Origin of the sequence: Stecheria intestinalis (assembly GCF_009696165.1) — a bacterium.
GTDB classification, from domain to species: domain Bacteria; phylum Bacillota_I; class Bacilli_A; order Erysipelotrichales; family Erysipelotrichaceae; genus Bulleidia; species Bulleidia intestinalis.
The window spans coordinates 1-26,424 of the sequence record NZ_VUMN01000017.1; the positions used below are offsets into that span (position 1 = coordinate 1).

Genomic DNA, 26,424 nt, shown 5'->3' on the forward strand with positions numbered 1-26,424 from the left:
ACGTTCCGGAAAGAACCTTACAGAATGCACGGAATGACTATGGCATGAAAGCCAGTCACGATCAAGACTGGAGGTATGAAAGAATACAGCAGGCTGAATGAGCTTCCGAAAGGAAAAGCAGACAATCATTTTATTCACGGATGTGCCGTGTTCGAAGGCGGAGGCTGGCGAGGAGTATATACCCAGGGGGTCATCGATGAGCTGATGATCCAGGGAATCAATCTCGACTGTTCCATCGGGGTATCGGCAGGAGCGCTGATGTCCGTCAACTATCTGACCGGACAGATCGGAAGAGGACCATATATCACTCTGAAATACCGGCATGACAGCCGGTTTGTGGGCTGGCGCGCATTGATCGAGAACCATGGCATCTCCGGCTTCCGATTCATGCATGAAGGCGTTGAGCAGTTCTGGCCAGCAGACAATGCCCGCTATTACCGCCAGGACCTTCGACATGTAGCAATTGCCACAGACATGAAGACGGGGATGCCAAGATACTTCGAAAAAGGAAAAGACCCCTGGTTCTGGCGAGGAGTACGAGCAGGCGCTACCGTTCCCTTTCTGTCAGAACCCGTTGTCATAGAAGGAGTCCCCTGCATGGATGGAGGAATCTCTGATCCGGTCCCTCTGGAATGGGCACTTACTCAGGGATATGAAAAGATTCTGATCGTCAAGACCAGACCGGAAGGATGGAGACAGGAAAGAGACTACCCTGCCCGCCTGTGTGATTCTTTTTATAAGAAGTATCCGGAATTCGATGAAAAGCTGAAAACCATGAAGCACAGGACCAACCGGATTCTGAATCAAATTGATGAGCTGGAGGAGAATGGGAGAATCTTCGTGATCAGTCCCTCTGAGAACATCCGGATCCCGATGTTCTCAGGAGATATGGAAAAGCTCGGAGCTCTCTATGAGCTAGGAAGAGCCGATACAAGAGCCTCTGCACCTAGACTCAGAAAATATCTGAGCGAAACAGAATAAGATGAAGCAAGACAGGTACTGCCTGTTCATGAAAACCGGACCATAGGAATTGTTTTCTTCATTGGTCCGGTTTTTCCATCAGCATGCAGATGATTCAGCCGATCTTTCACCAGGAATTGGTTCAGATGTTTCTGGAAATGATTCTGAATTGTCATATCCTACTCAGTGATCTCAACCTGGTTTCCTTCTATTGCCAGGATACAGCTCTCATAGTAGCCATCTCCGGTTGTTCTGGGGCCGCTGATCACCTGATAGCCATCCCTCTTCAGAGTCTCAGTGAGTTCATCTACCCTGGCTTTGCTGCCGACACTGAATGCAATATGAACATACCCGGTCCTTGCCGTTCCTTTTTCCGGATCCGTCATGCCTGGCTTGTTCATGATTTCCAGACGTGCTCCATCAGAAAAAGACAGAAAATAGGATCTGAAGCCTGTATTCCTGTTGTGATAAAGCTGATTTGAAACAGCGCCGAAGTATTTCTCAAAGAACTGCTTCGTCCCTTCCAGATCATTCACATACATAGCAATATGTTCAATCCTCATCGGTTCCTCCTCGGAATCTCTGCCCGCAAAAGAAAGCTCACCTTTCTTTCGCTTCTTGAATCATCATCCTGATTGCTTCGATTGCTGTCTTCAGGCACGAATCCATGTCTTTATCTGAAGCATACTCTTCGAACCCGAGCTTTCTGCGCTCCTGGTTCTGGAATACCAGAAGCACAGTACTGACCTTTACATGCCGTACTGAAGCAATGGTATAGAGAGCAGCAGATTCCATCTCAGAGCAGAGCGTTCCGCCTTTCAGCCATGCATTCCATTTGTTCTGAAGCTCGTAGTCCACTCCCATGGTCTCAGGATGCTGCTGACCATAGAACGAATCCTTGCATTCCACAATCCCGACATGATACCGGTACCCGAGCTTCTTTGCTGCATTCACCAGATTCATCGTCACATCAAAATCAGCAACTGCAGGAAACTCAATCGGCATATATTCCTTTGAGGTTCCTTCCATCCGGATCGCTCCGGAAGCAATCACGATATCACCAGGAATCACATTCGGATCCATGCCTCCGCTGGTGCCGGTACGGATAAACGTATCAGCCCCGCAATGAACCAGCTCTTCCATTGCGATGGCCGCAGAAGGCCCTCCGATTCCGGTAGAGCATACACTTACCTTTTCTCCATTCAGAGTTCCGGTATAGGTCGTGAATTCCCGGTTTGATGCAATCAGCTTCGGATTATCAAAGTATTCTGCGATCCGCTTGCATCGGCCTGGATCTCCAGGCAGAATCACGTACTTTCCTACGTCTCCTGGTCTGATGTGCAGATGAAACTGATAGTCTTCTTTTGTCTTGTCCATGATTGAATATCCTTTCACTTTTTATGAGAACAAAGATCACATGATCAACTGTCTGAGAACACTTCAAAACACTTCTTCTAATCAGTGCAATACTTCTGACTGCACGCCGCCATATCATTCATAGTTCCCCTGGCTTCTTTATTGCTTCAGGATAATCAGCAGTAATCTGATATGGAATCAATATCATTCTTACCGCTTACAGTAATTCTAGCCGTGCTTCCTATTGAGAACTTCACGAAAACCAGGTTGTAGATACCAGCAGTCAGACATGAAACAATCTCAGACCCTTTCATTCTTATCGTTAGAGAGCGTCGGATGAATTTCTGGACATAAGATGCCTATCGAATCAATGAGAATTCTGCTCTTACGTTGAAACAGCCCACATAGAATTCTGCGATTTATGTTTCCGCTGATGCTGGACAAGCGGATGGGCTTGGAGCAGGAGTGGCTCCGGAGTTATTTCCGGGGTTGGAGTAATCAGTTCGGGAGTCGGATAATAATACCTACCTGCGGTGAAAGTAGATTCACTTGGAGTAAATCTAGACTTATCCGAAGAAATTGCTACTACTCTGATCTGATGGTCTTTTGAAGCGTCAATGGAATCAATCTGGTAATTCAGGTCAGCGGTATGGGTGATGAACTCCCCATCTAAATAAATCTGAACTTCAGCAATTGCATCACCAGAAAGAGAAATGGTCACCCTTATGTAAACACTCCCATTAGTTCTCTGTTGCCGTTGCCCTTAGTAGAGTAATCATTACCATGCACTTCACATAAGGTCCATTATGCGATTCTTTGAAGGAAGCTTCGCCTCTCTGCTTTGCGTAATCTTATGCATAAAGATTAACTTTCAAGAGATTAGCTTTTGATGCTAGTCAATGGTTGTTGTGACAATTGCATGAATTCTTAATCACAGAAATATGTCACAACCGACGGGCATTCTCAGTTCTCTTCAAAAAAATCAGTAACGATGGAATCTAGTTGAGAAGAAATTAAAGAAAAATCAGTATTTAAATCCAGAGTTTTAATGACATAATGATTTCCTCCAATATTCGGATAATCAAAATCAAACATCTCATTCCCAGGTTTGGCATAAAGCAACATTCCACTTACATTACCTGTTCGTTCGGTATCGGCATTCCTTACATAGCTCATGATTTGATATAAATGATTATTACGTATCGTACTACTAGCATCAGAAGAATTCTTATCGTAATGCTGCCAGAGAGATCTATAGTATTTTGCATCGATAATTAGTTTCTTATTCCCCTTAGTAAGCGAAATATCAGTCTTCATCTTTGGAAGGTACTCTAAAGCAGATGCTGATAATTCACTTCTAATGTCCCAGCTTACATAGGAGGCAGAAGCATCAAGTTCAGGATGGTTTCTTCGGAAATATTCAAGAATGAATTTTTCAAATAAAGCAGCCATATTCTCATCTGTGAATTGCTGCATAGAGTATTTTCCAGATTCAGTTGTCATTAGTAAGCTATTTGCCACAAAACAGCTAAGGTTTAGTAGCATTCTATAATTCTGTCGATTTTGCTGAATATTCACCTTTCCCCATTTGATACGTTTAAGATCAATGAGTTCAACGTGAGAAAACCCACCTAACCCTTTGAGAAGTGATTCTTGGTTCTCCTTTCTTACTTCATTGCATTTCGAAAGGAAAACCGCCGTGCTTTTAATGACTTGGTTAGCCAAGTTATTTTCGGAAAGTTCATCATAATCGCAAGTGAGTAATTGCTTATTTCTTAGCCTGTTCTGAATCGATCCATTCAAGTCAAGCTTTCCTCGAAGAATACTGAGATCGTCCCGAGAAGAAATATATTCTTTATATAAACCCTGCTTAGAAAGCTGAGCCATTCCGATGGCTAAAATTGCAGCGAATAAATCATAAATATTATCAAAAGGTTCAGCAGCAATCTTCTGATAATTTAATTGCTTAAGAACCTGATAAGCATACGCTAGCATGTAGTAGATATTTTTAATGAATATTCCCTTATTTTCAGTCATTTGACAACATCTAACAAAACCTTACTCCACCTATCAAGCTTTTCTTTATCATCGAACCAATATTCTTTTAGCGTCGGAATGATATCGTATTTAACGATTTCTTGCATTCTTCTTTTTGTGCACTTTTCTTTTGTCAGATCGCAAAAATAACTATGGCCAATGCAGAATCCATCTCCAAGTGATTGATCTTTTTCTATAACCCCATTTAATTCGATCACTTTAGAAATCAAATGATCAAACATAGAATTAGATAAAGACCTTTGATATTCCCTAAATCCTTTAGATTCAAAACCCGGTTTTAGAGATACAAAACTGAATCTTCTCCTTAAAGCATAATCGATCACCGCAAGGCTTCGATCTGCTGTATTCATTAAACCGATAATATGAAGCTTTGAGGGAACTGAAAACTGCTCATTTCGGTAAGCAAGCCTAACTGATTTATCTCGGTATCCCGCTTCAATAGCAATCAATAATTCACCGAAAATTTTACTAAGATTACCACGATTTATTTCGTCAATAATAAAGAAGTAGTCCTGTCCAGGATTCTTTTTTGCTTTCTCACAGAAATCATAGAATACGCCATTTTTTAATGTGAATCCTCCGTCTTCCGTAGGTTTATATCCCATTATGAAATCTTCATAAGAATAATTTTGATGAAATTGCACAAATTCGATCCTATCATCGTTTACTTCACCCATAAGAGCATAGGCAAGTCGCTTTGCACTGAATGTTTTCCCAACGCCAGGAGGCCCTTGAAAAATAATGTTCTCTTTGATAGAAAGAATATCTTTTATCTCCTCATATAAATTTTCAGAAATAAAAACCTGATCCAAAAATCTTGATTTGTCATAAGGAGCATAATTATCTTGAGAATAGAAAGGAATTGATTCCTGACCTTCTGGTTCATCATCCTGTTCAAGATTCCACCCTTGGAGGTAATATCGTGAGGAATAGAAAATAAAATCTGCTGTTAATGTCATCAGATTTGGATCAGGATAACATTTTTCTGTGATAGAGTTGTCAAAAGTTTTCGTTAAACTTATGTCCTGTTTTAATGAATCGTTAATCTGTTTAATAAATTCATTTATATCAGTAAGCTCATCTAATAGTTTGCCCTTTTTAGGGAGAAAGTCACTATCAATTGCAGCTGCAAGCTTTCGAAGATCAGAGAATTTTATAATGGTGTATTTTTCCGGATATTTGAGCCAAAGATAAATGCTGATGGCATTTACACTTTGATAATCTTTCTTGCCTGGATAATATTCTGAAGTCAGTTTTTTTGCAGAATTTGAAAAATCAAGATACCGATGCTGCAAATCTTCATCTTCATCGAACAGATCAGAAAACATTTTTCTAACTTTTTCTTGATCCGCCTTTGCAAGATTGTAGATCATTTCTCTGGGCTGAAACTGCAATGAAGCCAGCAAATTACCACATTTGGAAGTGGCATCAAAAAACATTTTTGCAAACTCATTAGCTTGGATATCCCAATGTTCTTGAAAATACCTTACTGCTTCCCACTTATACTTTTCATCATCCCAGTGGATAGGAAAATCTTCTTCATAAGCGCTGATGATTTTTAATAATTCTGCTTCATTCATCATTTTCAATATCCTCTCATAGCTTTAATTTTGAAAAAATGATATCGAGATCTTCCATACTTGTTGGCATAGTTTCTAGAACATGTCTATCAATTGCATTTAACATGATCTCTTCCTTATCTTTCAGTCGGTTATAGACTTCTTCGTCAATAGACCATTCACCCTGCTCACCAGAATAAGCTGATTGAATAAAGTAGTATTGAGTATATTGATTTGAAGGCAGCCCCAGGCGATTGATTCGATCTTTTGACTGAAGCAGATGCACAAGATTATAAGAGTATTCAAAATATACCGCATCATGGCAAACAGTATGTAAGGAAACTGATTCCGCCAACGTATGAGGATTCGTTATCATAACTTGAATATCGCCATTCTTAAAATCATTGATAATTTGTTGACGCTCATCCAGTTCTATTTCTCCATACACTGCTTTTGAGATAATCCCTGCTTTTTCAAGATCTCTTGTAACTCTTCGAATGGAATTGATAAAAATGCACCAAACAATAACTGTCTTCTTTTCGTTTACTAATTTCTGAATTAAGTCAATGCATTGTTTATATTTTGAAGTTAAATCATTCCTATTGATTAGTTCTTTAATCTCATCGCTATAATCGGCAACATCAATCTGATCAATACTCTCCACAGAGTCATCAATCAAATACTGAAATTGAGACATGTCTAATCTTTCAAGCAGBATTTTAGGATTGCTTTCTGCCTGTAACAACCTGATAAACAAAGCGAGCTTATTTCTCCTGTATTTCATCTTCAGGATTTCAGCAATTCTCTCTTCATCAGGTGTTGTTTCTACTTCAATGATTTCATCCGGATTCGCCTTAGGAACTCCTAATTGATCTTTAGTTGTTCTGCAAAAGAAAGGTTGAAGTTTATTATTAATCTGATCAATATCAGATTGTGCTGGATTGCTAAGCATACCCTGACTAAATCCAAAAAAATCATTATATTCATCAGGAAACAGGATGTGCAGGAAATTATATATATCTGAATACCCATTTGGCAGAGGAGTTCCGGTCATGACAATTGCATATGAAGCATTTTTTGCAATAGCCAACGAATACTGTGCTCTTCTTCCATCAATTCTTTTTATTCTATGAACTTCATCATAAACAAGGAGACTATGCCTATCTATGATTTCTCTTAGTTCCTCATAGATGCTCTCCACAGATTCATAGTTAATCAAGAATAAATTGCATTTTCCCGAATAATACAACAAAGCCTCCCTACGTTCTTCTCGGTTCTTGAATTTGTCATCATGAACATTAAAAACATTCAATGTATCTAATCCATCAAAACATGCATGAAATTCATCTATCCATGAACCAAACGCATTCTTAGGGCAAATCACCACGATTTTATTTGCTAGATTTTTATAATGAAGATATGCATAAACTCCAAGAACAGAAGCCGTTTTCCCAGAACCAGGAACAGAAAAGTCGGCAGCCCTCTGCATTGCGCACATGAAAAAAGAATCTCGCATCTGCTGATCTCGCAGTTGTCTTGTCATATGCCTGTCTACAATTTGTTTATATTCAAAATATTTGTCCTCTAGCTTATCTTCATGTTTCTTAATTTCAATTCCAAGGCGTGAGCGACTCTCAATATAGATGTTACGTTGATCGATATATTCTCTTAATTCTTTGCTCACCGAAAAGTCTATGTTGTTATGGATTGCTTCCTTTTCACATAGATTAATTATTTTTTCATAATCCCGATAGTTTAATGCAGGTTTAAATCGTATAAGTCCATCGTAACATTCACGGATATATCTTCTGAGATACAGTTTATAGAATGCAGTACTTTTGAAGCTTAAACTATCAGGAGGAGTAAATTTCAGAGACAAGGCTCCATCATAATCAAGAATCCATGTTCTCACTAGATATTTTCCTCAAGCTTTTTAAGAGTGTTTTTGATATGGGTAATCTGCTCGACAAATCTGTCAATTTCTGAATCGCTCATCTTGGCAAGAATATTCTCATCTATTCCTTCAAGATATTCATTTGCTTTTTCTGCCAAGCGAATCGGCTCATTTCTTGTCTGGTTTCTTTTTACCTTTAGTAAAGTCTGATCCATAGATGCTTCAAGTTCTTGAACAACAGGATCATTGTTTCTAATTACTTCACGAATCTTCTGAGTGCTCACTTCCCCTACTGGAGGTAAAGTATCGACCACCTTCTGAGCAATTTCCATCTGTTTATCAATGAATTCCTCTTTATAATCAGAACCGATAACAGTTTTTATATTTCTCTGGAAACCGCGCATTTCTCCAGGTGGATGCATGAGAATATTTGTAAATACAACATTTTTCAAATTATCTTTCTCGTCATCATTTTTGCATTTCTTCAACAGATTCGGAAGTTCCTCAAGTGTTGCAGCGACTCCTAGATCACGAGCAATATAGAATTGTTCTGGAGCATTAATAAATTCAAGGAATTCCACCATTAACTGGGCAACTTCCACCCTATGATTTACCTGTTTGACGTCTTCATTCGTGCTTCTTGCATATTCTTCCACTGAAATTAGTTTTGTGTTGATGATATCGTTATAAACACCTACCAATCGGTCAATTGGGTTATAATCCACTTTACTCTCTTCACCATGCTGGATTGAGAGCTCTAACATCTTGATCTCTTTAGTACTTGTTTCAAGGCTTCGATTTAGAATCACCGCCTCAAAGTAGCCATATTTTTCATTTTTCTTAGACAGTCTTCTGAGACAAGTAAAACGACGATTACCATCAATGATTCTTCCATCGTTTAACACCACACCTGGTTCTCTCTGATCTACCAGTTCAATATTATTCTGCGTTTTATTGATCGCATCGGGATTACTTTCAACAATGAATTGTTCAATGATGTCATTGTATGAGTTTCTATCCGAAGTATCAGGAGCTTTTCCATTATGATCAGACTTATATTTACTGATCCAGGTTGCAATGCGATCATTCTGATCATTGTAAAAAAGGTTTGACAGTTTAATTTTGTACACTGGATATGCTCGTGTCACGCCATCAATTGTTAGTTTTCTTGTCTGTGCTGTCCTTATAACTGTCCCATTTTCTTTTTGCTCTTCTAATAAGCCCATAATTATACCTCCGCAAAATAAGTGTCATAATCGATATAGACCTTCTCCATAATCTTGTCGTAATAAAGATTAGTTTCTTTGATGGTCTCCATCAATTTGTCATGCTTTATTTTAAAACCATACCTATCAGTTAACAATTCCTCTAAGTCGAAGATATCGATACTTTCTAGTTCTTCGAGTAATCTGTAAAGAAAATCAGTGAATACTGCTTCTTTTCCTTTGCAGAAAAGTCTCTGAAGTCCAAACTTAGTAGAGGAGAAATTAATACGATCCGCAAGAATAATGGATTCATAAAAACAATCATCCATCCCCAGATCATCAAATTGGCTAGTAAATCCTTCATTTCTTAAAGATTTAATGGTGAAATAAGTGCCTCTATCTTTGGACAATGCCAGGCTATCAGTAATTTCTCTCAAGTCAGTTTTCGAATACCCTTTACTAGCTAATCTTCTAAAATTCAGATATTGCTTTGGCTCAAATTCAATCAGATCCAAATTATATTTACATCCATACAAATAATTCGTAAAAGTTGAAGTTGAGGAAAATACAGGATTAATTGTAGAAATATCAACAACATCTGATTCTAGCAATACATGATGCAGATAATCACTAGCATTTTGATATCTACCATTTATGAGATATGTAGAATAAATATGAAAGCCAAGTAAATTCAAAGAATATGAGGTGACCTTATCTGGGTTTTCATCTGGATATTTTTGATGAAAGATGGATTTAATTTGATTAAATGAATATACATCATCTGTTAGTGTTACTCTTAAGAATTCATACTGCTCATGTGTAAGGTGAGATTCCGTATAAATTAAACTTCCATCCTTTAAATATGGGTAGAGAATAGAAACATACGAGCCCATCACGGTTGCTGCTCGGAATCCATATGCTTCTTCATATTGTTGGCAATAATCCTGCAAAGATATCGGTGCACGATCAAACATGAACTGTTTCAGTTGCTTTGTACGATCAGCTTTTCCAATCACAAGAGTTGGCATCCTGGCAAATTCTACTTCCGTACCATCAGAGTATTCATTCCAAATTTTCTTTAATAGATCATGAAGTTCATATTCATCATGAATATCATAATCATCCATGACCTCAGAGTAATCGCGGAACAGCTTTAGTGTTGAAATTTCCAATCCACGATAGTTTCTTAAATTCAGAACAGAAACTAAATCGGAATAGTCGCGGCCATCAATGTTGTAATATCTGAAGGTTCTCCCTTGTTTCCATAAAACGAATCTGGAAACAGCTAGACGATTATTAATATATTGCGCAGAGTTCAAGGATAAGCTTTCAACATTCTCAAGTCCGTTGTCAGCAAGAAATTGGTTATAGAATTCTGCAAAGTCATCAGCTTTAGTATCCTCAACACATAATGTTTGTACAAGATACCTTATGATCTCACCCCTACTCTTTGGAATCCGATTTCCGTCAATTATTAGATAATTTTTATTAGTTGCTTTTTCTAACTGTCTTCTTATTCTTGTAGGGATATTCTCGTCTTCCAGGGCTGCTTCTAATGGTTTTCGATCCTCAAACTTAGAAACTGCGCTGAATGAAAGGTAATAAAAAGTTTCATTTGGTTCATTCGGAAATGCGAACTGAAAATTTTCTTTTGAAATCTGGTAATGTTCAAAAGCATACAAATAATCATCCTCTCTAACACGAGGCTTATTTCTTACTGCCTTGTTATAAATCTGACGAACTCTTTCTCTGGTTAAACCATAATCATTGGCTATTGTTTCGAGTGTTAACCCTGAGATCCGTTTTAATACAATTTCTTTTTCTCTTCCTGTTAGATTCTTCGAAATATATGATGAAAAACGAGGAAATATGCGGACGAGCTTGCCTTCTTTTTCTTCAATCTGATCAATTCCTTCCAAGTCAAATACAAACTGCTCAGTTATTACAGTATTACTTAAATGCTTTGGCATTCTGTCAAGAAGGTCAGATAAAGAGATCCCATCTGGATAATTTCCAATGATTTCGAGAATCTTATTCTTAATTGCTTTTTGAACATCTGGATTCTGATAAATGTATTGGACATAATTTTCCTCTGAAACTTCAGTTTTTTCCACATCAATTTGAATTCCTGCAGCTTGGAAAACTTGTTTATCTTCTGGCGAAAAAGAGATCATTTCAGAAATTATGTTTCTTTCACCTAAAGGCATCTCATATTCATCTTTATATTTCTGCAAAAAGGCAATTATTTCTAAGGCTGTTTTTTCACCAATACCAGGAAGTTTAAAGATATATTCCGGAGTCAGAGTAACGATCTTTTCAGGTGTAACAATCGAAAGGCTAACCAATTTATTAATTGCTCTATTTGATAAGTGATAAGACTTAAAAACATCGATAGCAAGAGATCGAGGAGCGGAATTATCACTTCTATTTGGAATAACAAAATCACCATCTGCTAAATTCAATTCATTATTCTCAATTTCATTTTTTACTCTTTCCAGTTCTGCTGCAGAGAGTGATCCGATCCCTTCTAGATGAGATAAGGAATTTAATGAAGAATCATGAACCTTTCCAATTGTGTCGATCCCTGCTCTTTTAAGCATATGAAAAGTCCTTGCGCTTAAGGCTAGTCGTTCAATTGGAATATCCCGATACTTTTCATCAAACATAATTCTTGTTCATCTCTTTATTATTGAATGTAAAAACCATTAGAAGCAAAAATGGAATCAATCTCATCATTAGAATTTGCTTTCAATACTTTTTCTCTAGTTTCGCGTTTTGTCAGGTCAAGCCTAAGAAAATGATTATGGCCATCATCTCCTTTTTCATAACGTATCAATTGGAGATGTCCAATTTCTGTCGACAAGTTTTCTTCAGCATACTTGGCGAAACCTTTTGCTTTTCCCAAATTGTCCCTTCGTGTAGGATCATGTGGTTCCAAAATATCAAAAAGGAAATCATCAAAACCATGTTTACGAACTATGAGCATATCCGGATATGCAGCTCTTTTTTCATGATTCATTTCATAGGGAATCAAAATAGACCATGACTTACGTTCAACAAATCTAAGCCAGCAAACAAAATCCGGCTGGCTCTCTTCTTCCTTTATTAATCCATGTTCCCAACTATTTAGATCAATCCTAACCTGACCATTATTATCTGCATATAAGTGATCGTTAAATATCTCTCCCTTCGTGTACATTGGGAAGTCAATATCATATGGGAGATTGAGTATTCCCCTTTTAATTGTTGCGGATAAAGCGCCAATGTCGTTATAGCGATTTCTAATATTATCAGAAGCTTTGGAAACTGAAATCCTTGATCTATCATAAAGCTCATTGAACATACGATCACACTGATATTCATATTTTGACATGCATTCAGAATTATCAGTGAAAACAATCACTTCAATTTTAGAAGAATCAAGATCGTCAAGATCTCCATACTTTTTCAAGAAAGTCTGCCCTACTGATCTTGTACCAAGAAGAGCATTAGCAATCTCATATTTTTTGTCAATATCAAGTGTTGTAGTTAGCATCGAATCCGATAAAGATGACAGAATCTCTGAATTCCACGCACTATCTACTTTGAGGGTTTTTAGTTTAAACTGGGTTGCTTTTTTTGATAAATCAGCAAATATTCCCTCTTCCTTCATCCTTTGAATAGACGCATGGATTAAGTCTACCAATGAATCTACAGCATCATCCTTTGCATCCGTATTGATACCATTTAATACAAGAAGATTAACCAGATCAAACAGTGATTTCGAAGCTTTCTTTTTCTTTGTTTTCGAAACAGAGTATGTAGATAATGCAGAAATATTAATTGCCTTAATAACCTGGAGCCGGTCAAAAGTAGGTATGATAGGCTTTACTTCACTGGTAGAAGAAACATCAGACGTAATAACTGGTGGAATAGTTAGATCGTCATCCAATTTGGAAGAACTACCGCAATAAGGCTTTTCAGGTTCTTGAACAGTCCCATCTGAATTTGCAGGATTAGATTGACCATCCTCACTCACAAAGCTTGTTTTCGGTTCAATATGGTTTGTTACTGGCTGATTGGTAACATTAACAGCAGGACCATGAAAACCAAAACTCGATGAATTACCCTTTTGTGATTCAGAATCATCCTTTTCTTGAATATTCTGACTAGAAGGAGAGTGAATGCTGATAATTGGATTAGCTGTAAGGATAGTCGTCTTCTTCATGGTAGTGATTTCTGAAGGAATATCCGGACCATCTGTTTCCTTAAGAGCAGCAACCACGTCATTTACGGTATGTTCGTCAAAGTGCGGAAGAAAGAGTTTCACATCATTTAGGACTTCATCAGAAGGAATTCGTCTGGCTAGCGGTGTACGAATCATTCTTCCAAGTAACTGCGCGATATATGTTGAATCTGTAGCGCGTCTGAAAGACATCATTGTTTCAGCGCGTGGGCAATCCCATCCCGTCGATAGATTCATCTTAAAGAAGACTACTTTGATACTTTTTCTCTCTTCAATACTTGAAGGTTCAATATAGTAAATATCAATGCCGTCAGCTTTTAAATCACCATAATCATTAAAAGTATGCGCAACATCCCCTGATTTAAACCTAATTCCAATTCTTTCCTCAATGGTTTTTAAACAAGCTCCAAGATCCGTCGCTGTTACGCTATTATTAGTTCCATCCAGCACCTGAATAACTAATACAGGTTCAACTAAAGTTCCTTCATTGTAGTTGCTATACCATTCCCAATGATCACATTTTTCTTTCCAGTCGTCAGCCGCTGCTTGTAGCATTGCCATATCTGGCATCTGATTGGAATCAGGAAATTTAATAAATATTCTGTCTTTTAACAGTCCAGATTCTCTGACATCTTCTGCAGCAACAGGCACACGGAAAATAGTAGAAGGAGTTGCACTTACAAGTTTGAGAAAACGTTGAGGTGTTGCAGAAATCCCTATAATTAAAGGCATAGGCGATATTCCATCTTCTGGACTACCGACAATAAATTTCTGCATGATGGATTGAGCTTCACGAGCTTCTCTATCATTCTTCGTACCTTTGTGGGCTTCATCAATTATCAAATAAGTCCTGGGATTACGGTTAACCGTATTCTGAATTGTTTCCCAGATAGAATACTGTCGGGAATCAGAAATTTTAGTCAACAGTTTATCCCTTCCAAGCTTCTGGGTATTAATGAAATAGATATGTCCTGGTGACAACATTTCAGAATCATAAGTACTTTCAATTGTCACCAAGGAACCAGGCGATAATCTATCTCCCTTCTCTTCAAATTTTAATCTTGTCTGATTATTCAATTCTGGAGAATCCGATAGCCAAATAAAGACTGAGTTAGGTTCAGCGGGTTTTATCTCATCACCGAATAATGTATTCTCAATAAAACTGATCAGAATATTAGTTTTGCCTGAACCAGTTGGAGCAGATAATGCAATTACTTGAGGCTTTTGCGTCTTTTGATACCCCATCACAGCAAGAGTATCTGCTTGCCTCATCTCTTTTAAAGCTTTCTCCTGAAATTCAAACAATACATCCTTCATCAGAGATTACCTCCGTTTATTTTGAAATTGTCTAAATAATCACGATACAACTGGTAAGTAGTCTTTCCTCTAAGAGGTTTAATCATTTCGCGGTAACTATCATCAGAATCAGTAACAATAAAAATCGTTTGAATTTCTCGATGTTTTTGTAATTCTAGAATAAATCTTGAATAATAAGATTCCTTCACCAAAATCGCCATTTTATTTTTGGGGAAAAACAGCATTTGGGAAACTTGTGAGCGATCAATTTCTGGACATTCTCCAATTGCGCCAGCCTTCATCCAAAGAAGAGGAACTAACTCGCACAATTGCCTTCCAAGAGAAACTGCATTTTTATCAAGGAATCCAAGCTTAAAAAAGATACAGTTAGCTTTGAAACCATCTGCCATAGGCTGACCAGTCTCCTTCTGCCCATCTAAGCCTAAATAATTACCTTTTAAAGGGAAATTATTAATATCACGTCCTTCTATCGAGCAGACTGTACGCGGCCATGTGACATAGCGAGCAATGCCAAGCTTCTCCCATTCCTCGTCACCTGGCCTGTATCCTTGAATTGTCAGTGTTTTTGCCTCAGCATCGGACACTTCGTTGTTCGTCACAATTATGCAGCGTCGGTCCCCACCGTCTTCTGCATTCAATAAGTTAACTGCATGAAGTGTGGTGCCCGAGCCGCCAAAAAAGTCGATTATAAGAGCATTAGGCTTATCAGAAACAAAAAACCTTAAACAGTCATGAACGGCATAAAGTGACTTTGGAAATTGAAAGCGCTTATCATGAAATATTTCAGTAAGGTATTTTGTCCCGTATTCTCTTGCACCATGGCTCCTGTAATCCCATTGTGTTTTTGGCAAAACTTTTACTGTGGAAACATTTTCCGCAATAGCACTTCCATCAGTTTTATAGCCTTTAATAACTACTCTTCCAGAATCAATGTCAGATATAGTTCCAGAAGTCAGGTATTCTATCAAATATTTTTGAGGTTTATTATAGGTTGCTTTACTAGCTCTGATATAACCCTTTGAAAGGCGATCTCTACACTCATTAGCACTAACCCCCCACATCATCTCTGTGCCATCATCCTTAATTGGGAAAACCGTAGTACAGCCAGGCATGTCTTGAACAGTATTAATATCAACACTTCTAGGTAGAGGATCTCCGACTTTTTCGATTTTATTATTTAATGAGTTCACGAAAATCGGATAAAATTGCGTATTAGTTTTGTCTCTAGTATTGGCCGCATTGGTTCGCCTAAACCCACGCCACCTAACTTTTCCATTCGTATTCTTGCTAAACACAGATTCTTCAATAGGAGTAATATGGTAGTTTCCTATCATAACAAAGAATAAAAATTCATTGTTGCGATTGAACTCGTTGCTTCGTGCAACAGATGTAGGGTTCACAACGCTGCTGACCATTTGAATTTTAGCTTCTGGAAACATTTGTTCCAGCAAACATCCGAGATGCAAATACTCCTTTTCATCAATCGTCACGATAAGAACCGAGTCCCCAGGATTTAGCAGCTTCTTCGCCAGCTTCAGCCGCTTCTCCATAAACGACAGCCATTTGCTGTGCCGATATGCATCACTACCGTCTACGTAATTATTGTTATACTTCCAATCTCTTGCGCCAGTATTATACGGTGGATCAATATAAATACAATCCACCTTTCCTGCATACAAATATTCAAGCAACTGTAATGCATGATAGTTATCAGCTTCTATTAGAGTGTGCCAGAGATCACTGTCTGGTGCGTTGCAGATCGAATCAATTTTTAGGAGATATGGATAGATTGGATCTCCGAACTCAGCAACAGCAACTAACTCACTAATATCTTTATAAGTAGTGGTTCCAGTTTTACGATTCTTGCAATATACATTTTTTCCTTCAATACTAAGCACATCAAAAACATCATTAATTTGGCCATTTTTTAAAGCAACAGATACTCCTTTTTTAATTTCAACTCCATAAAGAGGCGTGCATTCAGGAATATGATCTTCAAAAACCAAGCCAAACTTCCGCTGATTTCTCAGCTTATTTGTTTCTTCAAGGATCCTCTTCCGTAATTCTTTGTCTTCAATCTTGTCAATTAATTCATCTAATGCTGCCATTTTATATCCCCAATTTGACGATGCTTTATACGCAAAAACCGCACTATTCGATACCAAATTGCCTTTATTGTTCTTATTTTACTATCTTTTTCACTTTTTCTGTCGCATATCATGCATTTGCGTTACGATCGAGACCTAAAGCACTTTCCAGAACGCAAAAGAATCGCTGACCACCATCACTGATAGCCAGTGTTTCAAGCCTTTATTCTTTTGTCTCTGCCTTCTTCTGCAGCACATCGATGGCATTAGTGATCACTGCCGAAATCGGAATCCCCATCAGCCCAGCATTCTCGACAATAGAGATCAGTTCATTGGCAATGAAGCCAATGATGACCGCATCCCGGATGAATGTGCTGCAAATGACCTTGTCTAGCTGCACAGCTACCAGCACAATCAGAAGTGTAACACCCTTCCAAATCAGCCCCTTCCAGCCAGCACGTGATTCCAACGTAACCGTTTCACTTTTCTTGGATTTATGGAACACACCTGCCACATAGATGCCAGTGATGTAGTCAATGCACATAAAGATTACTAGGGTCTGCATTCCCACATCCCATCCTCCTAGCGCCGTCGCAATCAAGCCGCTAATCAATCAGATTTCAACACAAAACTCATTCTTCATTCAGATCCATCCTTCTTTCTGAGATAAGCAGTGAATCCTTTCGGCCTTAACCTTGCTGCCAAAGCCTCCGCATTGGCATACTCTTTGAAAGACCCTACCTGGACTCGATAGAGATTACCTTTGATAATGTACCCATCAAATCCTGCCTTCCTGAGCTGATTCTTCATCTTTGCTGCATTCCGATAGCTAGAAAAAGCACCTGCCTGTACAACGTACAAGGTAGATGCTTTGGAGAAATCATTGCTCAATGCTTCATTAATCTGTTCCGCAATATAAGAGAATTTGGAAGAAAGGTATGCTCCAGGACAAAGAGTGTTGCTCCACCACTTATGCATCTGGAGGATGGAATGCTCCCGATCATTCGGAAGATAGGTCACCTATCGGAAACCATTTCGCTTACAGATATCAACGCAAAGCTCCATCGTCTTTTCCAGGCAGAGATCCGACACTTCCCAATTCGGTCCCAGTTTGCAATTCGACACTTCAATCGTGACCGCTCGGTTATCAATTCTGGCACTGGATATCGTCCAAGGACGATCTGTTTCATCCACATATTGCCCAATCCGACCATCGCTGCCAATCCCATACGTTGCGGAGGCTTTCCGTTTTCCTGAGAAAACCGTCCCAAGATCTTCTACGGAACAAATTCCTGCCACATGATGGATCACGACCCGATCAATCGCATACCCCAGCCTTCCCGCAGAATGGTTTTTGACGATCCTTCGATAATCAACCAGATTGGAATTACTCATTGGTCGATTCTGCCTTCTCGGCCGGTACCTGTTCCGCCTCGATCTGCTTCACATTATTCAAAATCCCGGATAAAGCCAGATCCACCACAATAGGTGGCAGCCCAGATTGATTAATCGTGTGGATCACTTCCTTTTCAAAATCGTGTACTCGTTTTGTTAATTCACCCTTTTTCTTCTTCCTTCTTACTGGGCTGCAATTCCCAGTTTTCCTAAAATGTCCGCGCCATTGATATAGACATGGGTTCTCCTGAACTGAGTTCCAACGCAAAATCAACGCAAATCCAAAATCGTGTGTGAGCGTGTACGCGCGTTATCGAGCGTATCAGGCAATGAGTGGAGATTGGCGAAATAGCCATTTAAAAGACTCCTGCACTTGAGCAGGAGCCTTCTGTTTTGGCTTAATAATGCAATAATCGGCTCTTTTATCAGCTGTTCTTCAGCTCCTCAAGCCAGAGATTCACACATGCATCACTGGGCATGCGCCAGTCGCCTCTTGGGCTGAGTGTGACCGAGCCGACCTTCGGACCATCCGGCAGACAGCTGCGCTTGAACTGCTGATGGAAGAAACGGTTATAGAACCGGATCTCAGCCGTGCGGATCGTTTCCGGATCCAGCTCCGGGTAAGCGGTCATTGCCATGCCCAGAATCTTATCCGGTTCAAAGCCATATCTCATCATCCAGTAAAGGAAGAAATCATTGAGATCATACTTGCCGATCTTCTCTTCCGTCTTCTGCGCAATTGCTCCGTCTTTATTCGGCGTCAGCTCCGGAGAGATCGGCGTATCAATGATCGAAAGAAGAACCTTCTTCAGATCTTCTCTGCCGCAGGTCAGTGCATATGCCCTGCAGATATACTGGACCAGCGTCTTCGGAACGGAAGCATTGACTCCGTACATGGACATGTGATCGCCATTATACGTGCACCATCCAAGGGCAAGCTCACTGAGATCGCCCGTTCCGACTACCAGACCATTCTCCATGTTTGCGGTATCCATCAGAATATACGTGCGCATGCGGGCCTGGGCGTTCTCATAGGTCGTATCCCCTTCCCCCTGATATGCTTCGCTGTGTCCGATCGCAGTCAGATGATCACGGACAGCCTTGCCGATCTCCACCTCCCGGATTTCAACATCCAGAGCTTTCATCAAAGCAATGGCATTGGAATAAGTCAGCGAAGTCGTATTGCCTTGATTCGGCATCGTGATCGCGATTATGCGCAGATCCGGAACCATCTTCCTCGCTTCTGCACAGACTAATAGAGCCAGAGTAGAATCCAGTCCGCCCGAGATGCCGATGACCAGGGTATGAATCCCCGTTGCTTTCACCCGGGTAGCCAGGCCATTTGCCTGGATCTGAAGAATCCGGTGGCACCGCTCCTGCAGCAGCTGATCATCCGAAGGAACAAACGGCATTCTTGGATAAGAAACCTGTTCTTTCTTCAATGCTCCGGCAAGCTCAGCCGCCGTCAGCTCTTCTTTTCCGCCAAGCGGTTCAATCGACACCGGAACCCTGCGGAACCACCCGCCGGATTCACTCGGAAACGTATTCTGATGCGTCCGGTTATGAATCAGCACATCCAGATCCGTAATTGCCTTGAGAACCGTCTCAGGCTCCGGATAGATCGTTTCTGCTTTCAGGCTTCCGTTTTCTGCAATCATGCAGTGACCGGAAAAAACCAGATCTGTAGAAGATTCCTCCATCGCAGAACTAGCATAGAGATACGTGCAGTAGCAGTCTGCAGACTGATGCTTCACAAGCGAACGACGGTAGTCCTGCTTGCCGATGACTTCATCGCTGGCACTGAGATTGGCAATCAGATTCGCCCCGGCCAGACATGCATGCGTGCTCGGCTTGTCAGGAACCCATAAATCCTCGCAGATCTCTATGCCGAGAACTGCTCCGGAATGATCATCGGATGCTAAGAGATCAATGCCGAAGGGGACTTCCTGTCCATGGATCAGAATCGTTCTGCCGATCACATCCTTGCCGGAAGAAAACCATCTTGCCTCATAGAACTCACTGTAGGTCGGCAGATTGATCTTCGGGACAATGCCGGCAATCTCTCCTTCAGAGATCACAGCAGCACAGTTATAAAGACTGTTCTCAAAGCGAAGAGGAACCCCGACCACGATGGTCATCCCATGCCACGAAGAACTTGCTTCCGCGATCTGAACAAGACCCTCTTCGGCCGCATTCAGCAATAAATCCTGCCCGAAGAGGTCGGCACACGTATAACCCGTAAGACAAAGCTCCGGAAATACCAGCAGACCAAGATCCTGATGGGCTTCTGCACACGAGATGATCTTCTGCGTGTTATAGGAAACGTCTGCGATCTTCAGAGCAGGAACAGCGGTTCCCACCTTGATCAAATGATTCTTCATAACAACTCTCCCTTCAGCAGCTGAGGCTTCAGTCCATGAAGCTCTTCCGGAACCATCTGCTCGAGTTCTTTCAGGTCCTGCTGGATTTCCAGATATTTCTGACGGACTTTCGTGGAACTGACATCCTGGGTTTCTTCCGGCAGGGAAACAATCGTGAAATACGGAGAAAGTGTTCTCAGATACGGATCATTCTGTATCAGTCTATGAGGATCATCATGACTGCGGGACATGCATACAATGCCGAACTCCCTGCAGATCTCTTCTACATGAAGCCAGCCATGTTCCAGTTCCGGCAGCTTATCGCTGCCCATCAGCAGTCTCAGTTCATATCCCTGCTTTCTTAACCAGCACAGGGTCTCATAAGACCGCGGCTGGCTGCTCTGTTCAATCTCATAAGCAGACACTTCCATCCATGGCTGGGAAATGCTGATCATTCTGAGCATATCCAGCCGTTCCTGATCCCCGAAGGCAAAATCCTTGCCCTGATCCTTCTCGACATAGACCTGCTTAGTCGGAACGAAGATGACCTTATCAAAGTCCACTGCCTTCCTGGCCGTATCTGCAGCCAATAGATGAGCAGCTGTAGGCGGATTGAAAGCCCCGCCGAACATCAGCGCCGTGCTCAAATCCAGCCTCCATGAAGCTGCTGATACATGTTTTCACGTACTTCCGCAACTGCTCTGGTCATATCCACATAATGCTGATGGGGCATCTCCGGGCGAAGTTCGGACTCCCAGACCCGATGCTCAAGCTGCTCACGGATGAAATCTTTCTTTGCCCTGATATCAGGCAGATCAATGGCCAGCTGTCCATTCAGGATATGCGGAATGAGAATCTTCTCCACATGCACCGGAATGATCGTCTTCACATGATCAAACGCATCCGGATCCAGGTTCACGACCTCAATCGGCTCCCCTTCCCGGATCACCTCATGATCCAGGGCGATGATATCGCACTGTCCCTTGCCCTCTTCATCAAATACTCTCCAGGCCATCAGCTTGCCCGGAATAATCGCCTTGGAAGCAGAATCGCTGCACTTCATCTTCGGCGCATATGAGCCATCCGGCTGCTTCACGGCGACCAGCTTGTACACTCCTCCGAAAACCGGGGATGTCGCACTTGTAATCAGCTTCTCCCCGACTCCGTACGAATCAAACCTAGCGCCTTCATAGATTTCCATATCAGCCATCTTCTTCTCATCCAGAGAATTCGAGGCAACCAGCTTGATGTACGATTTGCCTGCCTTGTCGAGTGCCTTGCGCAGCTTCTTGTAGCCGCGGGCAAGGTCGCCGCTGTCAATCCGCGCAGACTTGACACGCTTATTCGGATCATCCGGATACTTCGAAATCAGCCAGTCATCCAGCTTGATCAGATTCGGCAGGCCTGACTCAAAGATATTGTACGTATCCAGCAGAAGCGAAACATTCTCCGGATAGGTCTCTGCATAAGCCTGGAATGCCTCGTATTCAGACGGATAGAACTCAATGAAGCTATGGGCAATCGTGCCGACTGCCTTGACTTCCGGTCCGTATTTCATCTCTGCCAGGCAGTTGGCCGTTCCGACACACCCGCCGAGGACTGCCGCATACGCACCATCATTGCCAGCGCTTTCCCCTTGTGCTCTTCTGGTTCCGAACTCCATGACATTCCGCGGGGTATGCGTGGAAAGTCCGCTGATCTTGGTCGCTTTCGTAGCAATCAGAGAATGGAAATTCATCGTCTGCAGAAGATACGTCTCAATCAGGATTGCCCCGACCATATCGCACTCAATGCGGACCATCGGCACCTGCGGATAGCAGACCGTTCCTTCCCGCAGGGCATACATATCCCCTTTCCAGCGGTAGGTGCGCAGGTATTCGCAGAACTCTTCACTCATGCCCTTGGAACGCAGCCAGATCAGATCCTGCTCATTGAAATGATAATTCAGGAGGAACTTGACCAGCTTATCCTGCCCGCAGGCAATCGAGAAACCGCCCCGGTCCGGATTCTCCCGGAAGAACATATCAAACACCATGACGGAATCCCTGAATCCATGCAGAAACAGGCAGTTTGCCATCGAGAATTCATAGAAATCCGTGACCATTGCCGGATTGTCATAATCTTCATCCGGAATATAAGGCTGTACTTTAATCTCACTCATACCTTCAGTCCTTCTTCATGCGGATATGCTTCTTTCCCGCTTTCTGATTCAGATAGTCTGTGATCTCCTTTTCATCCTTCGCATCAAAATTGACTGCCACGGTATATTCGCCCTTTTTCTTCTTCGCGTCCTTGTCCTCGCAGACGAAGAACACTCTGAAATTCTTCTTGTATACCGCACAATCGTAGGCTTTGACATCTTTCCATGGGGTTAAGCGTCCCATCGATCCGATGCCTTCCTCTCCGATTCCATCTCTAAGAATCAGAAATGCGATGATGCACATCGTCATCGCTGCAAACCTCACGAAATCAAGAGCAGAGCGGTAGACCACAATGGAAAGCAGCGACAGCACTCCGGCAGCCGCAAACAGAATGCGGCTGGCAGTCCACATCCTGTCTTTGTATTTCAGATTCTTCACGCAGCGGAAATACCCCATCAGCATCCATACACCGAGGCCCCCGAACAGTGCAGTCAGCAGCAGGTTTGAAGATGTATCCATGAATGATTTCTTCCTCTCTAATAGCCAAGTGCTTCATTCACGAGAAGCACATGAATTCTTCCCGGCGTCCCCGAACGGCGCGTCGTCACAATCTGATTGCAGATGGTGGACGGCGTGCTGCAATGCATGCACTGACCGGTCTTCGTGCACGGATTCGTCTTGTTCAGACGGATATTGTTCGCTGGAGCAGCCAGCAGCTCCACCCGCTGCACCGCTTCTTCCAGATTCTTCACGATCTTGTTCGTGCCGGCAATCACATAGACTTTCTTCGGTCCGTAGATCAGTGCGGCAAGCCGGTTTCCTTTTCCATCGATGTTGTAAAGCTCTCCCTCTTCGGTCACAGCATTGGTACTCATCAGATAGACATCGGCCAGCAGACTTTCATGAAATATCTTTTCCGGATCATCCGTATGATAGCGATCCAGAAACCGGTAGTCCGGATTGCCAGTCAGCCAGCTGACGATTCCAAGCTCAGAAAGCGTCATGGAACCGCCGATTCCGATCGAAGCACCTTTCTCGATCGCACCTTTCAGATAGGAAAGCACTTCTTCCTTTGTTTCAAAATAATACGCACCGAATCCATGCATGCGCAGATGGCTGATGCAGCTATCAGCCCTTAAAGCAGCTGCAGTTGTTCTCGGATCCTGCATAATAGCACTCCTTCTTCCTGTCCCTGTCATTATAACAGACGGAAATCCCCCTTGAAACAAGCTTCAGGACGCAAGAAAAGCCGGATTTCTCCAGCTTTCACTTCAGCGGATTTCCGCAATGGTTCCGTCATCTTTCCAGATCGAATCGGCAGGCACGACCCCGCGCACGCAGCTCGTCGGATAGACGCGGCTGTTAACCCCGATCACGGTTCCGGGATTCAGCACGGAATTGCAGCCGACCTCGACATGATTGCCGAGCATTGCCCCGAACTTCTTGAGGCCAGTCTCAAGACGATCTGTGCCATCGTGTACCACAACAAGCTTCTTGTCGCTCTTGACATTGCTGGTGACCGATCCTGCCCCCATATGAGAATAATATCCGAGAATCGAATCGCCGACATAGTTATAATGCGGAGTCTGCACATGGTCGAACAGAATCACATTCTTGAGCTCGACCGAATTGCCTACGACACAATCCGCACCGACTAATGCAGAACCGCGGATGAAGGCACAATGACGCACTTCCGTGCGAGGCCCGATAATGCATGGTGCACCAAGATATGCAGAAGGAAATACCTTGGCAGTCTTATGAACCCATACATGCTCGGATACTTCCGTATACTCCTCAGGATCCAGCTTTTCGCCAAGATCCAGAATCAATTGCCTGATCCCGGCAAGTGCTTCCCACGGATAAGTAAACTGAAGCAGATAATCTTTTGCTATGGTATGATCCAGGTCATACAGATCTTTTATCGTATAAATCATGTTCTTTCGCCCCTGCAGGCTATTATACCTCAGGATTCCCTCAGAATCCGCTCCATGATGACATCGGTATGCGGCTGATTCTTCCGCAGCTCTCGTGCCCATCCCTGACGGAGGTCAATCACGAGATCTGCCCCAGCTCTGCCGCCGGAATTCAGATCCACCTGCACGAATCCATTCTCTGCATGGAATGATTCCGGATTCTCAAGGTACGAAAGAACTGCCGAATTCTCATCCCCGATCGGCCCCGGAATCAGCACCCGGCTCAGATCCCATGCAAAGAAGCTTTTTGCGGCAGCCGGATCCAGGGTCAGACGCTTCTGCGTGATCGAATCCCGTTCATTCTTCAGAGAACCTGCACAGACGATAAACGTCCTGATATGCGGAATCACATCCGGGTGAAACAGAACGAGTTCTGCCGGATCAGTCAGTGCAGAGAGACAGACATAGGTGACCTCTTCTTCTCTGCATAGGAATTCTGCAATCTCATCAAGCTCTGCTGCTTCCCCGGTCCTGCTCCACGTGCCAAGCATCGGTTCTGATGCCCCGCGGAACAAGGGAACAGAAAAACCTTCCGGAATCTCTTTTCCCATGCATGAACAGAACGATGCTCCGATCTCCTGATTCCCCAGGGATTCCAGAACGCGGAAGCTGTTCAGATCCAGATCAAGAAAGTATTTCATCGGATGGTTTCCTCCAGAGATGAGATCATCTTCGCAAAGATCTTTCTGTATGCAGGCACATCCACTTCATATGCATACCGGAAGCCAGTCTCTTCTTCAGTGTCTTCCAGCCAGACCCTGCCATAGCTGAGCGTACTTGCCATCTCAATCCTTGCTTTCGCATTCCGGAACTTCAGGAAGCAAGGATCAGCCATCGCTGCCGCAGCAACGGCATCATGCATAGCCTCGCCATGACGGAACGCAATCAGCTGCCGCATGATGGAACGCACTTTTGGGTTCAGACCTTCAGACATCTCTTCAAACTCGTCCAGAGAAATCACGCACCGGGACGTGATATCAAGACCGATCATCGTGATCGGGATCCCGCTTTCAAACACCTTCTCAGCCGCAAAAACATCATGCGTCACATTGGCTTCTCCGTACGGCGTCACATTGCCTACAAGCTGCGAGCCTCCCATCATCGTGATGCCAAAGATCTTCCGCTTCAGATCCGGATAGCGGATCAGTGCCATCGCAACGTTCGTCAATGGGGCAACCGTCAGCAGCTGAAGACCTTCATTCTCTTCTGCTTCTTCATGGATCTTATCCCATGCTCTCAATGGGTCCAGCGGTAGACCGGGATCCGGGATCTCTGCTTCTCCAAGGCCATTATGTCCATGCGCACTGACAACCGGCTCTCCGAATGGCTCTGTCAGATAGGAATCTGCCCCATAGGAAACCGGAACCTTGCAATGAAACAGGTTCAGAATGCGCTGAGCATTCTTCGAGGTTACGGATGTGGTGTTGTTGCCGCCCATGGCGGTCACTGCTTTCAGATCGAATACTTCCCGGAACGCACAGACCATCGCAAAGCAGAAGAAATCATCTACGCCAGGATCGGTATCCAGAATCAATGGAATTGCCATAACTGCCTCCGCATTTCAGCAAATTTTCACTCTGCAGACATAATTCTGCGTCAATTGCTGACTATATTATAGGCAGGAAAGAAAGGAGAAATTGTCATGAAATCCATTGATCTGCAGAATTACCTCGGCAAGCATGTACTGGTTTACGCACAGAATCACAGGATCTGCACTGGCAGCCTCACCGGTCTTCACCGGGAAGGAGGAAAAGAGATCATGACCCTCTCCTCCACGACTGCGGACCGCAAGATTCCGGTATCTGCAATTCAGTATGTAATCGAGACCCCTTCCCGTATCAACTACAACTGCTGAGGGACGAACGGCATGGGAATAACCCATGCCGTTTTCTTG

At 42.4% G+C, this 26,424-nt stretch carries 23 protein-coding genes; 2 read left to right on the forward strand and 21 right to left on the reverse strand.

Annotated features, from left to right (window positions below; translation table 11 throughout):
* Positions 1-75 precede the first annotated feature (75 nt).
* The gene (locus FYJ51_RS07805; RefSeq protein ID WP_154504742.1) at positions 76-981 is read left to right on the forward strand and encodes a patatin-like phospholipase family protein; all 906 of its coding nucleotides are present in this window, start codon (positions 76-78) and stop codon (positions 979-981) included.
* Between the two features lie 158 nt (positions 982-1,139).
* On the opposite strand, the gene FYJ51_RS07810 is transcribed toward FYJ51_RS07805, so the two are convergent.
* The 21 genes from FYJ51_RS07810 to FYJ51_RS07910 form a co-directional block, all read right to left on the reverse strand.
* Positions 1,140-1,523, reverse strand: a complete 384-nt coding sequence (locus FYJ51_RS07810; RefSeq protein WP_154504744.1) for a VOC family protein — start codon at positions 1,521-1,523, stop codon at positions 1,140-1,142.
* Between the two features lie 37 nt (positions 1,524-1,560).
* The gene (gene udp / locus FYJ51_RS07815) at positions 1,561-2,337 is read right to left on the reverse strand and encodes a uridine phosphorylase (RefSeq protein WP_154504746.1); all 777 of its coding nucleotides are present in this window, start codon (positions 2,335-2,337) and stop codon (positions 1,561-1,563) included.
* Positions 2,338-2,701: 364 nt separating this feature from the next.
* Entirely contained in the window at positions 2,702-3,037 is a 336-nt protein-coding gene (locus FYJ51_RS07820) for a hypothetical protein (protein WP_154504748.1), read from the reverse strand.
* Between the two features lie 242 nt (positions 3,038-3,279).
* Positions 3,280-4,353, reverse strand: coding sequence for a 5-methylcytosine restriction system specificity protein McrC (locus tag FYJ51_RS07825; RefSeq protein ID WP_154504750.1), 1,074 nt, complete (start codon positions 4,351-4,353; stop codon positions 3,280-3,282).
* Positions 4,350-5,957: an AAA family ATPase gene (locus FYJ51_RS07830; RefSeq protein WP_154504752.1), complete on the reverse strand. Its 1,608-nt coding sequence runs from the start codon at positions 5,955-5,957 to the stop codon at positions 4,350-4,352. Before FYJ51_RS07830 ends, FYJ51_RS07825 begins: the two co-directional genes overlap by 4 nt.
* Before the next feature lie 13 nt (positions 5,958-5,970).
* Positions 5,971-7,845 (reverse strand): DEAD/DEAH box helicase, encoded by a 1,875-nt coding sequence (locus tag FYJ51_RS07835; RefSeq protein WP_205946245.1) that lies wholly within the window; start codon positions 7,843-7,845, stop codon positions 5,971-5,973.
* Complete coding sequence (locus FYJ51_RS07840) at positions 7,845-9,053, reverse strand: hypothetical protein (RefSeq protein WP_154504754.1); 1,209 nt, start codon at positions 9,051-9,053, stop codon at positions 7,845-7,847. Before FYJ51_RS07840 ends, FYJ51_RS07835 begins: the two co-directional genes overlap by 1 nt.
* A gap of 2 nt (positions 9,054-9,055) precedes the next feature.
* Entirely contained in the window at positions 9,056-11,698 is a 2,643-nt protein-coding gene (locus FYJ51_RS07845; protein ID WP_154504756.1) for a DNA-directed RNA polymerase subunit alpha C-terminal domain-containing protein, read from the reverse strand.
* A gap of 20 nt (positions 11,699-11,718) precedes the next feature.
* Positions 11,719-14,574, reverse strand: a complete 2,856-nt coding sequence (locus FYJ51_RS07850) for a DEAD/DEAH box helicase (protein ID WP_154504758.1) — start codon at positions 14,572-14,574, stop codon at positions 11,719-11,721.
* Positions 14,574-16,682, reverse strand: coding sequence for a site-specific DNA-methyltransferase (locus FYJ51_RS07855; RefSeq protein WP_154504760.1), 2,109 nt, complete (start codon positions 16,680-16,682; stop codon positions 14,574-14,576). Before FYJ51_RS07855 ends, FYJ51_RS07850 begins: the two co-directional genes overlap by 1 nt.
* 202 nt (positions 16,683-16,884) lie before the next feature.
* On the reverse strand, positions 16,885-17,274 hold the full coding sequence (locus FYJ51_RS07860; protein ID WP_328597272.1) for a phage holin family protein: 390 nt from the start codon (positions 17,272-17,274) through the stop codon (positions 16,885-16,887).
* Between the two features lie 26 nt (positions 17,275-17,300).
* Positions 17,301-17,639, reverse strand: coding sequence for an SPOR domain-containing protein (locus FYJ51_RS13935; RefSeq protein WP_154504824.1), 339 nt, complete (start codon positions 17,637-17,639; stop codon positions 17,301-17,303).
* 42 nt (positions 17,640-17,681) lie between these two features.
* Positions 17,682-18,056 carry a peptidoglycan recognition protein family protein gene (locus FYJ51_RS07870; protein ID WP_154504764.1) on the reverse strand — a complete coding sequence of 125 codons (375 nt, stop codon included), beginning with the start codon at positions 18,054-18,056 and terminating at the stop codon, positions 17,682-17,684.
* 425 nt (positions 18,057-18,481) lie between these two features.
* Positions 18,482-20,437: an NAD(+) synthase gene (locus FYJ51_RS07875; RefSeq protein ID WP_154504766.1), complete on the reverse strand. Its 1,956-nt coding sequence runs from the start codon at positions 20,435-20,437 to the stop codon at positions 18,482-18,484.
* Positions 20,434-21,063 (reverse strand): nicotinate (nicotinamide) nucleotide adenylyltransferase, encoded by a 630-nt coding sequence (nadD, locus tag FYJ51_RS07880; RefSeq protein WP_154504768.1) that lies wholly within the window; start codon positions 21,061-21,063, stop codon positions 20,434-20,436. Before nadD ends, FYJ51_RS07875 begins: the two co-directional genes overlap by 4 nt.
* A complete protein-coding gene (locus tag FYJ51_RS07885; RefSeq protein ID WP_154504770.1) occupies positions 21,060-22,577 on the reverse strand; it encodes a nicotinate phosphoribosyltransferase in 1,518 nt (505 codons plus the stop codon). Before FYJ51_RS07885 ends, nadD begins: the two co-directional genes overlap by 4 nt.
* Before the next feature lie 4 nt (positions 22,578-22,581).
* Complete coding sequence (locus FYJ51_RS07890; protein ID WP_154504772.1) at positions 22,582-23,076, reverse strand: hypothetical protein; 495 nt, start codon at positions 23,074-23,076, stop codon at positions 22,582-22,584.
* Between the two features lie 17 nt (positions 23,077-23,093).
* Positions 23,094-23,726: a lactate utilization protein gene (locus tag FYJ51_RS07895; protein ID WP_205946246.1), complete on the reverse strand. Its 633-nt coding sequence runs from the start codon at positions 23,724-23,726 to the stop codon at positions 23,094-23,096.
* A gap of 102 nt (positions 23,727-23,828) precedes the next feature.
* Complete coding sequence (locus FYJ51_RS07900; RefSeq protein WP_154504776.1) at positions 23,829-24,491, reverse strand: acyltransferase; 663 nt, start codon at positions 24,489-24,491, stop codon at positions 23,829-23,831.
* 29 nt (positions 24,492-24,520) lie between these two features.
* Positions 24,521-25,171 carry a hypothetical protein gene (locus FYJ51_RS07905; protein ID WP_154504778.1) on the reverse strand — a complete coding sequence of 217 codons (651 nt, stop codon included), beginning with the start codon at positions 25,169-25,171 and terminating at the stop codon, positions 24,521-24,523.
* Positions 25,168-26,076 carry a nucleoside hydrolase gene (locus FYJ51_RS07910; RefSeq protein WP_154504780.1) on the reverse strand — a complete coding sequence of 303 codons (909 nt, stop codon included), beginning with the start codon at positions 26,074-26,076 and terminating at the stop codon, positions 25,168-25,170. The genes FYJ51_RS07905 and FYJ51_RS07910 overlap by 4 nt, the downstream gene beginning before the upstream one ends.
* 96 nt (positions 26,077-26,172) lie before the next feature.
* Between FYJ51_RS07910 and FYJ51_RS07915 the strand changes: the two genes are divergently transcribed.
* A complete protein-coding gene (locus FYJ51_RS07915; RefSeq protein WP_105303973.1) occupies positions 26,173-26,385 on the forward strand; it encodes a hypothetical protein in 213 nt (70 codons plus the stop codon).
* Positions 26,386-26,424: the final 39 nt, after the last annotated feature.